12 protein-coding genes are annotated in these 8,870 nt (G+C 39.3%); 3 read left to right on the forward strand and 9 right to left on the reverse strand.

Annotation, left to right across the window (positions count from 1 at the left end):
- Positions 1 to 64 precede the first annotated feature (64 nt).
- The 3 genes from PHF18_RS17780 to PHF18_RS17790 are packed head-to-tail and all read right to left on the reverse strand — an operon-like array spanning position 65 to position 729.
- Positions 65 to 358: a hypothetical protein gene (locus tag PHF18_RS17780; RefSeq protein WP_300105018.1), complete on the reverse strand. Its 294-nt coding sequence runs from the start codon at positions 356 to 358 to the stop codon at positions 65 to 67.
- 34 nt (positions 359 to 392) lie between these two features.
- Positions 393 to 569 carry a hypothetical protein gene (locus PHF18_RS17785; RefSeq protein ID WP_300105020.1) on the reverse strand — a complete coding sequence of 59 codons (177 nt, stop codon included), beginning with the start codon at positions 567 to 569 and terminating at the stop codon, positions 393 to 395.
- Positions 570 to 573: 4 nt separating this feature from the next.
- Positions 574 to 729 (reverse strand): hypothetical protein, encoded by a 156-nt coding sequence (locus PHF18_RS17790; protein WP_300105022.1) that lies wholly within the window; start codon positions 727 to 729, stop codon positions 574 to 576.
- A gap of 140 nt (positions 730 to 869) precedes the next feature.
- Between PHF18_RS17790 and PHF18_RS17795 the strand changes: the two genes are divergently transcribed.
- Positions 870 to 1,064 carry a hypothetical protein gene (locus tag PHF18_RS17795; RefSeq protein WP_300105023.1) on the forward strand — a complete coding sequence of 65 codons (195 nt, stop codon included), beginning with the start codon at positions 870 to 872 and terminating at the stop codon, positions 1,062 to 1,064.
- Positions 1,065 to 1,316: 252 nt separating this feature from the next.
- Here PHF18_RS17795 and PHF18_RS17800 read toward each other — a convergent pair whose 3' ends face one another.
- Positions 1,317 to 1,622, reverse strand: a complete 306-nt coding sequence (locus PHF18_RS17800; protein WP_300105024.1) for a hypothetical protein — start codon at positions 1,620 to 1,622, stop codon at positions 1,317 to 1,319.
- Positions 1,623 to 1,755: 133 nt separating this feature from the next.
- On the opposite strand from PHF18_RS17800, the gene PHF18_RS17805 reads away from it, so the two are divergent.
- A complete protein-coding gene (locus PHF18_RS17805; RefSeq protein WP_300105025.1) occupies positions 1,756 to 2,985 on the forward strand; it encodes an AAA family ATPase in 1,230 nt (409 codons plus the stop codon).
- Positions 2,986 to 3,291: 306 nt separating this feature from the next.
- Positions 3,292 to 3,486 (forward strand): hypothetical protein, encoded by a 195-nt coding sequence (locus PHF18_RS17810; RefSeq protein ID WP_300105027.1) that lies wholly within the window; start codon positions 3,292 to 3,294, stop codon positions 3,484 to 3,486.
- Between the two features lie 24 nt (positions 3,487 to 3,510).
- Here the strand turns inward: PHF18_RS17810 and PHF18_RS17815 are convergent, their stop codons facing one another.
- From PHF18_RS17815 to PHF18_RS17835, 5 genes are all read right to left on the reverse strand, one after another.
- Positions 3,511 to 3,966 (reverse strand): hypothetical protein, encoded by a 456-nt coding sequence (locus PHF18_RS17815; RefSeq protein WP_300105029.1) that lies wholly within the window; start codon positions 3,964 to 3,966, stop codon positions 3,511 to 3,513.
- Positions 3,963 to 4,307, reverse strand: coding sequence for a hypothetical protein (locus PHF18_RS17820; RefSeq protein ID WP_300105030.1), 345 nt, complete (start codon positions 4,305 to 4,307; stop codon positions 3,963 to 3,965). Before PHF18_RS17820 ends, PHF18_RS17815 begins: the two co-directional genes overlap by 4 nt.
- Before the next feature lie 204 nt (positions 4,308 to 4,511).
- Positions 4,512 to 7,085, reverse strand: coding sequence for a hypothetical protein (locus PHF18_RS17825; protein WP_300105032.1), 2,574 nt, complete (start codon positions 7,083 to 7,085; stop codon positions 4,512 to 4,514).
- Positions 7,086 to 7,208: 123 nt separating this feature from the next.
- Positions 7,209 to 8,072, reverse strand: a complete 864-nt coding sequence (locus PHF18_RS17830; RefSeq protein WP_300105033.1) for a hypothetical protein — start codon at positions 8,070 to 8,072, stop codon at positions 7,209 to 7,211.
- The coding region (locus PHF18_RS17835; protein ID WP_300105034.1) for a hypothetical protein at positions 8,072 to 8,870 on the reverse strand (799 nt) is incomplete at its 5' end. The genes PHF18_RS17830 and PHF18_RS17835, both read right to left, overlap by 1 nt.

Genomic DNA, 8,870 nt, shown 5'->3' on the forward strand with positions numbered 1-8,870 from the left:
TTAGCTTGTTCTGCTAGATCTAATAAATCTTTTACAGTGCCACTTTCAAAGACTGCATGAAAGATCACCCTTCAAATTCACATGGCGCTATTACTACTAATTTCCCAGGAAACTCTACAAAAAGAGGCGAATGCTTTTGATATGAAAGATACATCTTGCCTTGTTTCGGTATCAAATCTTTTCTGAAAAGTCCGGTATCTCCATCTTTTGTTGTTGCTTGGACAAGCCCGCCGCCAATTTGCGAGAGTGATATTACACGTTCGTTTCGCGTGAGGCTGTCGTAAAATTTGAATAGATTTTCTGGTAGTTCTTCGGGAGTGTTTACTGTAAGGGTTATATCTGGTATATCTTTTATCATAGTTTGTGGCTCCGTGATTTTTTATGATGGCTGTTTATTCCAGTTTCCTTTCTTCCTCTCCAAGCACTTTATAATCGGTTACAGGTTCATAGATAATCATATGCGGAGAAGGGTATTTCTTAGGGTCTATGAAAATTGGTTTATTATCCGGTTCTTCACATCTAACAGCATTACTTGAAGTTTTATCAACTTTATTTTCATATTTGCGCATTGTTTTAATCCTCCTTTACTTTAATTTTCCAAAGATCTTTCCTCTTAACTGCTCCACTTGACACTAAAATAAAATCGTGCCAGCTTAAACCGGATTTATCTTTTAATTTTACTAATTTCTCTTCTTGTTCGCCTTCAAATGTTACGTTTATCGTTATCATGTAATATGTACGTATAGAAGTTAAACTATTTAAAACTTACTAAGTGTATTGCTAAGTTAAATACTAAGTAAATTACTTAGTAACCTTTAAATAAGTTGACTGCGTAAAGGAATCTAGTAAAACGCCTCTTGATGGGGCACATGGAGATAAAGAAAATGCCTACAACTTGGAAATGTAATGTATGTGCGAACCCATGCACATTAAACGTTTTAGTGCCGTCAAAAGTAGCAAGACCCCCGGTGAACTGCCCATATAATGAGGATGTACCAAAGTGGAGAAAAGAGGCTGTAACTGAAGCGTATAATAAGGAAAAAGAAGGCGAATTAAATGGATAACAAAACCATTATCTATCTAAATAAAATACTTCAAATTTTTATAGTCGGTTTATTTCAACTTCCATTTATATTCCCAGAACAAACAGAACCATATGATAATTTCATATACATTTTAGTCGGAGTTATGATAATTGTGTATTTATTTATCCCGTCATCATGGGAAATGAAAAAAGAGAATTAATTAATTTTTGGCGAGCACTCCCCGCCAATCTATACAGCTATCTGTATAGTGCCTTTTGAAAAGGAGGTATATTAAGCCTCTAATTCATCAGTAATCAGTCCAGATTCAGCAGGAACCTGGATATCTGCTTCTTCTTCGCCGTTTTCTTCTTCCGCTGCGAAATTCTTTAAGAAATCAGCAACGTCCGACCCTCTTTTAAGCGTATAATCCTCGCCTACTGCCCCGGAAATGAAGGGATAGTCTACAAGGTGAAAAGTATTGAAAAATCCCCTTGGATTATTGAAAAGGGAGTCGGACAGTATATTTTCTCGCTTGAGGTTGCAGAGAGGGATTTTGGAGAGATGCTTGCTGATATGGCGAAGAAGTGAGTGGTTCAAGGTTGGTTACTTATTTGTAATTTTTCCATTTTTCTTTTTTAATTTTCTATTTTTATAATATTGTGTAACAGTTGGGAAGTTTTAAATACTTTCATTTGCAATAATAGTATATACTAAAATTGCAGGTGTAAACATGGAAGTATCTAAAAAGCTTACTCAGTTCTATACAAGGTCGTCAGTTTTCAAAGATAAAGATGTTCTAAAAAAAGGACATCACCCCCGTTTATTGGATGATGTTCTACACAGAGATGAAGTAATTGACAAATATCTCACTGTTTTACATGAAGCAATTGACGGAAAAGTACCGGATAACCTATTTATTTATGGAACTTTTGGAACTGGAAAAACGATGTTAACCAAACTTATTACATCTGAAATTGCCTTAGCTGCTGAAAATCTAGGGAATAAAGTTATTGTGGTTTACATATATTGTGAAACTCTGAGTGCCCCCAGTCCTATGATGCAGTACATTAACCAATCGCTTATAAACAGTATGCACGATGCTGAAAAGCTTGTTGGGATTACAATGGCAAAGAACTTTGATTATTTTTATAAGCTGGTTGACAAGTTTGATGGTCCTATTTTATTGATCTTTGATGAAATTGATAAGCTCAAGCACCCTGACATAATAAACCAGATTGCCAGAATAAAGGAATGTGGATTCACGAAAAACAACGTTTGCGTTATAGGAATAACGAATGATACTAATTTTTATGATAATCTCAATGGAAGAACCAAGAGCGTCTTAGGGCAAAATGAGTTATACATCCCTCCATATGATGCCGAACAGCTTAACGATATCCTGACATCCCGCGCTAATGCTGCATTTGTTGAAGGATCTCTTGAAGAGATGGTTATTCCTCTTTGTGCTGCGTTTGGAGCTCAGGAAAATGGAGATGCCAGGACAGCAATAGATATACTTAGGACTTCGGGAGATATCGCAGACCAGAGAAACAGTAAGATGATAGAAGAAATTGATGTTAGAGCCGCGAAAGAAGGGATGGAATTGAATAGACAACTTGAGGTTGTTGGGGGGTTGCCAACGCAAACAAAATCTGTTCTCGTAGCGTGTGCTTTGAAGTATAGCAAAAATAAGGAGTCTGTGGAGACATCTGAAATTTACGCAGAATACCTGAGAATTTGCGAGATAATATCAGTTGAACCTGTGAAACCGAGAAGAGTAAATGATTATCTAGGCGAATTAAGCGTGTTGGGGGTACTCTCTGTAAATAAGATATCAAGAGGGAGAAGGAGAGGAGTATTCAACGCGATAAGACCTCTTGCAGATACGGGGGCATTAATGGAAGTTATACTTCAGGATTATAGATTTGAAAACTTGAAAAGAAGGCTAGAGAGGGTGTAAGAGGGTATATACATACCCAATTGCCAATGTAACTTAGAAATGAGAAAGAGAGTCTAAAATAAAAAGCCTTTAGCTTTAATTTAAAAAAGCCATGTTGTAATGTTATGGAATTATTAGTATTTATAGTTAACTAAAAGAAGTAAAAAATAAAGAATTCTCTAACATGTAATTCATGGTTACATTGGCAATTGGGTATGTATATCAAAGTCAACTACTCACCATAAAGGTCTTGAAAGCAAAAATTATACACATTCTTAATTATCTAGTTACATTGGCAATTGCATACGAGTGTATGGAGGAACGTGTATGAGTGAACATGGAGAACAATTCCGCGCAATACTAAACGCAATAAGAAAGTTATCTGAATCTCAAGGAAAAATGACCGTAGAAGACATTAAAAATGAAACTGGAATACAAAATCCCGAAGAAACACTAGATCAACTCAATAAAAGAGGATTCATTTATTATGTAAATTCTTCAGAGTTCAAGTTAACACCTTGATAATTCATTTTAGAAAAAAAATAATTATGATAAAGCTGCCTTTGCAGCTTCCATTTTTGTAAGGTCCGGAGTTTCACCACTTGCACAAACTATAACCACATTCGCCGCTTCCTGCAAATAGTCTCTATACTCCTGTACTAATTCCTTTTGTGAAGCATCCAGCGTATTATAGTTATATTCTGTATCAAGTCTTTCTCCTCTTATCGTGGACATCACACTTTCACAAGTCTGTTTATATACGAGAGGACTCTGTTTTCCCTGCAGATTAACTGCTTCCATTACTGCATTTTCTACGAGATCAGCCCTGTGCTGAATATCTTTAGTAAATAAATCTTCGGTTTTTACATCTTGGATTATTTCAGGTGTACTTTGTACTCCATGCTCCCCGGTTAGCTCGTAAAGGATCCCGCCCAAAATCAGAAGAGAAAAGGCAGCTATGAGAGCTTTAAATTTAGCTGCTGCCGTCACCGATTCGATCATTCTTTATCAATCCTCACAAAGACTTTTACAAATTTATTTTTATGTCCTGCCCCCATCCAGACATCACCGCTGGATTGAACTTTTAGAGGCCCCCCGACTTGTTCCTTTATTCTCGATTTTCTTACTTCCGTGTAAATTGAATGAGGTAATAAAACATAGTGTTGGCAAGTTTCTAGCTCTTGATTTACATCTGAAACAAAAACCCTTATATCTTTTCCGAAGTTTATTTCATTTACGTGAATTCTTCCTCTGCTATCGCTTTTTCTATTAATCTCTAATAGTTTCCAGATATTAGTGTTTAGAGAATAATATTCACCGCTTCCGTTTTCGTCTTCTTGCATATTATTAAAAAGGCTTGATAGATTTATATACTTAACTGACTTTTCGCTCACACTATCAAAAGATTTCACAGAAACAACCGAAGGAACCGCCGGGTCTGAGCACCCGGCAAAATGGTACCCGTAAGGGTCCATAGATAAGGCTGGACTATTATGTCCGGCCGTCTGTAACAGACTATAATAAGTCTGGGACAGTGCCGGAAACATTTAGACCGCCTCGATGGCCATTTCTTCAAGCTGAGGTATGAGAGCAGGCGAATTCTGTGCTTTTATGGTTTCAATGAATTTGGAAACTGCTGCGCCGCGAGTTAGCACGTAATCGTCACCGAGCGCAGCCGTGAGGTGTGGGACATAATCCTTTTTAGATATGAAGATTACTCGATCAAAGCACGACGCGCCGGACGCATCAGTCATCAATTCCAGAGCATCACGTTTATTTTGCAAGTCCTTCACGCTGTGCTTGCATTCCCTTGTCTCGTATTCCCAGGCAAGTTTGAATTTTTTGCCGTTTGGCATGGGGAAAACTGCAATTCCGTCGGGTTTCTGATCCTGCCCGTAATTGTCGTCTACTGTCACGGATTCCGCACCATTAAGCCAACATTCCCCGGCGAGGAGGGCATTCATAAAATAATGCTCTGTAGTCTGCCCTTTGATTTTACCGTCCTCACCCAATAAAGATTTTTTATAAAACACTACTGTATTAATTCCGGTGAATGGGTTTCTCACTGTCTCTTTTTCGTATCCATTTGGATAATCCTGAATTTTCAACTCCGTGTTATACCAGGTCTTGCAGGATACTTCGAGATCGTGGACTACCTCAGACACCATAGGATTGAGCATGATTCCACCACGCATCGGCTCGTTTTCTTCTTCGATTTGGTCAATTTCTTGCCCGTAAATCATCTTATTCATCTCTTTAGCTAGAGGGCCTTTGTTTAGTATCGCAGCGTTCTCGAAGTCATCAAGAGCGTTATAATAGGGGATCTTGTGACCATAGAGGATTATAAGTCCGTACCCTTTCCCCGGAGTTATCAAAGTGCTTACATCATTATCATTAAGCAAAAACTCTTTTTGAATAGGGCCCACGTTGTCAGGCCGCCAGTTTCCGAGAAGCAGGATATAAGCCGTATTCGCTTTCAGCATGTCAAGCATTGTTCGAGGGAAGCCTGCTAGGTCCTGAGAAACTACCTTTGTGTACATCCCCCACGCTCTCCCCTGCCTAAAGAACTTCTCAATACTACCTTCCATAGTGGGATTTTTAACAAGGTCTGCGCCTTCGTCGAGGGTAAGAAGTGTGCGCTTAATAGGAGCTCCCGGTTTAGCATTTGCCAGTTTAGTATATACAACTGACATTATCATCATTGTAAGGGCTTCCTGCACGTTAGGAACACTTGTAAGGGCTGAAAGGTCAGCCATGATAAACTGGTTGCTCAGATCGAGAGCATTGTTATTCACAAGATATCCAAGAGGCCCGTTAGGTGTCAGCATTGCAGTATTGTTATACAGAGCTTCGATGGGACCCGACATTTTCTTATGTTGACCGTCATTAAGCCAGCCTTCGAGTTTGTTTCTAAGGTCTGTGAAATTGGGCCAGAAATACCCCTCACTCCACTTAGAAACGTTATCCATTACGATAGCCCCCTTACCATCAATTACATGGAACTCGTCGTATAATTCACTGAGAGCCTGGGTAAGCCAGTTTTTTTGCTGGTCTGAATATCCACTCCCAATTAAAAGCCCTATACATTCCAAGAGCATTGTAAAGTGGGCTAGATACGCCGCCTGATAACCTTCTTGTGAATCATCCATTACAGAAGGATCGAAGAATACTTGGAACATATTTGGATTTTGACCGCCGAACCCCACCTTCCAGAGCTGTCCGTTAAGAGCTTTACATACTCTCAGGTGATCGGTTTTTCCATCCTTTTTAGGTACTACATGGATTACATTATCACCATCAAGAAAAGCCCTAATATCGTCTTTCAGGAGCTCGACAGACTTTCCAGATCCAGAAGGAGCTATGATTATAGCGTTTGAATTTGTTGTATTCGGGTCATCAAAATCGTAATAAATCGGGTTTCCTGTCCTGGTATTCATTCCGAGCATCCGGCCCTTTGTTGCTATCTTAGGTTCGGGACTTCTCAGGAGTGAAGTTTTGGCACATAGTTCAGCAGGAACCGACTTCTTAAACAAGTAATCCCAAACATAAGGAGTTGGCTGCATAGACCTGAATGTTTCCGCCATTCCGCGCTGTGGTATTTCATGCTGGATTATTTTTCTATTACAAACGTCCTCTATGTTTTTAATAGTCCTTTTGACTGCTTTTTTTGTTAGCCCCTGCACCGCCACGAGTAAGACATGGTGAAACAGTTTTGTACTTCCGTGATAGAGCTGTTTTTGGTATTCGTGGATTCCTTCGGCTGCAAAATCATTAATAGCGTCGTGTTGGCGCAGGAACTTGTCTTTATTTTCCTGTACTACATTTGCTATCTGTATATTTCTCCTGGCAGTTTCGAGGGCTTCGTTTTCGTGTAGAGGGTTGAGAGGGTAAACGATCTGACATAGCTCTATACAGGTTTCTGGAGTTGTTGCAATCTCAAAAATTTCATCCATAAAGCAGGGGTCAAGTTCTGTAGGATAGTCCTGCCTATCTCCATACTTCGGGCTGATCCTGCCTATTACCATACACTGTATAAAAGTATCATTAGTTTCAAGCCACAACCCATCCTTTGAAGGTTTGAAAGAAACTGGAAGCGCGGTATCAATTACATCCTTCAGCATCTTCTCATTTTTGTGCTTCGTTTCATCTTCTTTTTTAAACTTCTTTTCCTGCTTTACCTTAAATATTGTATTTACTACTCCACCAGTTAACTTATTTTTTGCCAGGTATCCTGTAAACTTCATTTAAATCATCCCCTCTAAGTTCTCCATTCTTCCAAGTTGTGCGCAGATAATACCGTATTCTGTTGGATCGAGCACCGGAGTTACTGAAATACCGTGAATACTGAGTGCTTTTCCGTATCTATCCCTTACTTCGTCACATCTATCATTCGCTTCTTTATCGTCTGGGATATATTCAATACCTAAAAAGATTACATGCATCCATCCGACTCTATTTTTAATCTCATCGAAGAACATTTTCTTAGCTCTAAAACCATTCCTAACAATTAGAGGCAAGTTTGGATTTTTCAGTTTTTTTTCATAGACCGCGCTAATATTCGCAAGGTGTTTTGACTGGGCAGTTATCGTTTTGTGCAGGCACCTTTCAGGGATTGATTTATACAGAGATTCCATACCTTTGTAATATGAATCTCTATCATTGGAATCCGAAGGAGTTACACACCAAATTATCCCATGACTACAGTAATTATTTTCATACACCTTCGTTTTTCTAAATTTAAAATGCCCTTCAGTGTCCACCCCTTCTAATCCGGTCCATGCTGTTTTCTTATGATCTGAGTTTTTAGGGTCATATTTATATATTTCGTTTTTCTTTACAAGGTTCTTAGCTTTGAACATCGTTTTTAATTCAGTGTCATATATTGCGTTTTTAGATCTCGCGCATTTGTAAACCGTTCCTGCTATCGCGAACGCTGCTGTTATGCACCCGATAACAAGCGGATTGTTGTGTGGATTCCTGCTAATCAGGTCTAGCAGGAATACTATAGTAGTTCCAGCAAAAACAAAGATTCCAATCTGTTTTTTTCCATACCGAGCGGTAACAGGAGTATCAATTTTGATCAGGGAATTTGGTGTATTATCAGCCATCAAATATACCTCGCGAGTCTAATTGCGGTTGTTAGCGTTCTTGGTGACAAAAGCTTCCAGAAAACAGGCCATGTCACAAACAGAATTTCAGAGAGGACGATAGTCAAGAATAGGCCAAGGTAAACGAACGAAACACTATACCAGGCAAGTTCTTGAGATGTTGTGTAACTTACTACCGTGCAGCTAATCCAGACGATGAAAAACTGAGAGAAAATAAACACAGTTTCATAAGTCGTAATAAGTAGAGCCGCCCATCTTGTTTTCTTGAACCCAAACCCGAGCCCATATAGATACCAAACGTGAGCACTAATTACAATTACCACGAGCCGTAATGCAAAGAATAGAAGGGAAACGAGCCACAATATCCCGAAAGTTATGTATAGCCCGATACTGTCGCTCGAAAACGCCACCTGGTCGAGGACAGATAGCATTTGATTTTCAACAAGGTAATTGTTCGCTTTCAGCGAACCAAAGAATATCGCAACTCCGAATAGCAACCAGAAGCAGGTATAAGCATAGTATCTTGCCATATCGCCAACCGCAACATAACCGTAAGTTCCGGTGAAATCTTCCAGGAGTTTTGCCGATTCACCAGGGTCTACTGTCTGATAGAGGAGAAACAAAACCAACAGTCCGCCGAATAGAAGAATGGCTTTGATGTAAATATCCCGCATCGTGTTGATACGATCCATCATAGCAGGGTCCCTGGTTGGGTCTGTGGTATGTGCCGCTACTGCGAATATTGCAATTTCTGATGCATCCCTTCCAGTACTGTTTACATCCCCAAGCTGTAGACCG

It is taken from the genome of Methanosarcina sp., assembly GCF_028693135.1.
In the GTDB taxonomy this organism is placed as follows: Archaea; Halobacteriota; Methanosarcinia; order Methanosarcinales; family Methanosarcinaceae; genus Methanosarcina.

What these genes read in the sequence shown, in the direction of transcription:
- PHF18_RS17785 (WP_300105020.1), bottom strand. Translation starts at nt 569, where the DNA reads ATGCGCAAATATGAAAATAAAGTTGATAAAACTTCAAGTAATGCTGTT.
- PHF18_RS17830 (WP_300105033.1), bottom strand. Translation starts at nt 8,072, where the DNA reads ATGGCTGATAATACACCAAATTCCCTGATCAAAATTGATACTCCTGTT.
- PHF18_RS17820 (WP_300105030.1), bottom strand. Translation starts at nt 4,307, where the DNA reads ATGCAAGAAGACGAAAACGGAAGCGGTGAATATTATTCTCTAAACACT.
- PHF18_RS17790 (WP_300105022.1), bottom strand. Translation starts at nt 729, where the DNA reads ATGATAACGATAAACGTAACATTTGAAGGCGAACAAGAAGAGAAATTA.
- PHF18_RS17810 (WP_300105027.1), top strand. Translation starts at nt 3,292, where the DNA reads ATGAGTGAACATGGAGAACAATTCCGCGCAATACTAAACGCAATAAGA.
- PHF18_RS17805 (WP_300105025.1), top strand. Translation starts at nt 1,756, where the DNA reads ATGGAAGTATCTAAAAAGCTTACTCAGTTCTATACAAGGTCGTCAGTT.
- PHF18_RS17825 (WP_300105032.1), bottom strand. Translation starts at nt 7,085, where the DNA reads ATGCTGAAGGATGTAATTGATACCGCGCTTCCAGTTTCTTTCAAACCT.
- PHF18_RS17780 (WP_300105018.1), bottom strand. Translation starts at nt 358, where the DNA reads ATGATAAAAGATATACCAGATATAACCCTTACAGTAAACACTCCCGAA.
- PHF18_RS17815 (WP_300105029.1), bottom strand. Translation starts at nt 3,966, where the DNA reads ATGATCGAATCGGTGACGGCAGCAGCTAAATTTAAAGCTCTCATAGCT.
- PHF18_RS17795 (WP_300105023.1), top strand. Translation starts at nt 870, where the DNA reads ATGGAGATAAAGAAAATGCCTACAACTTGGAAATGTAATGTATGTGCG.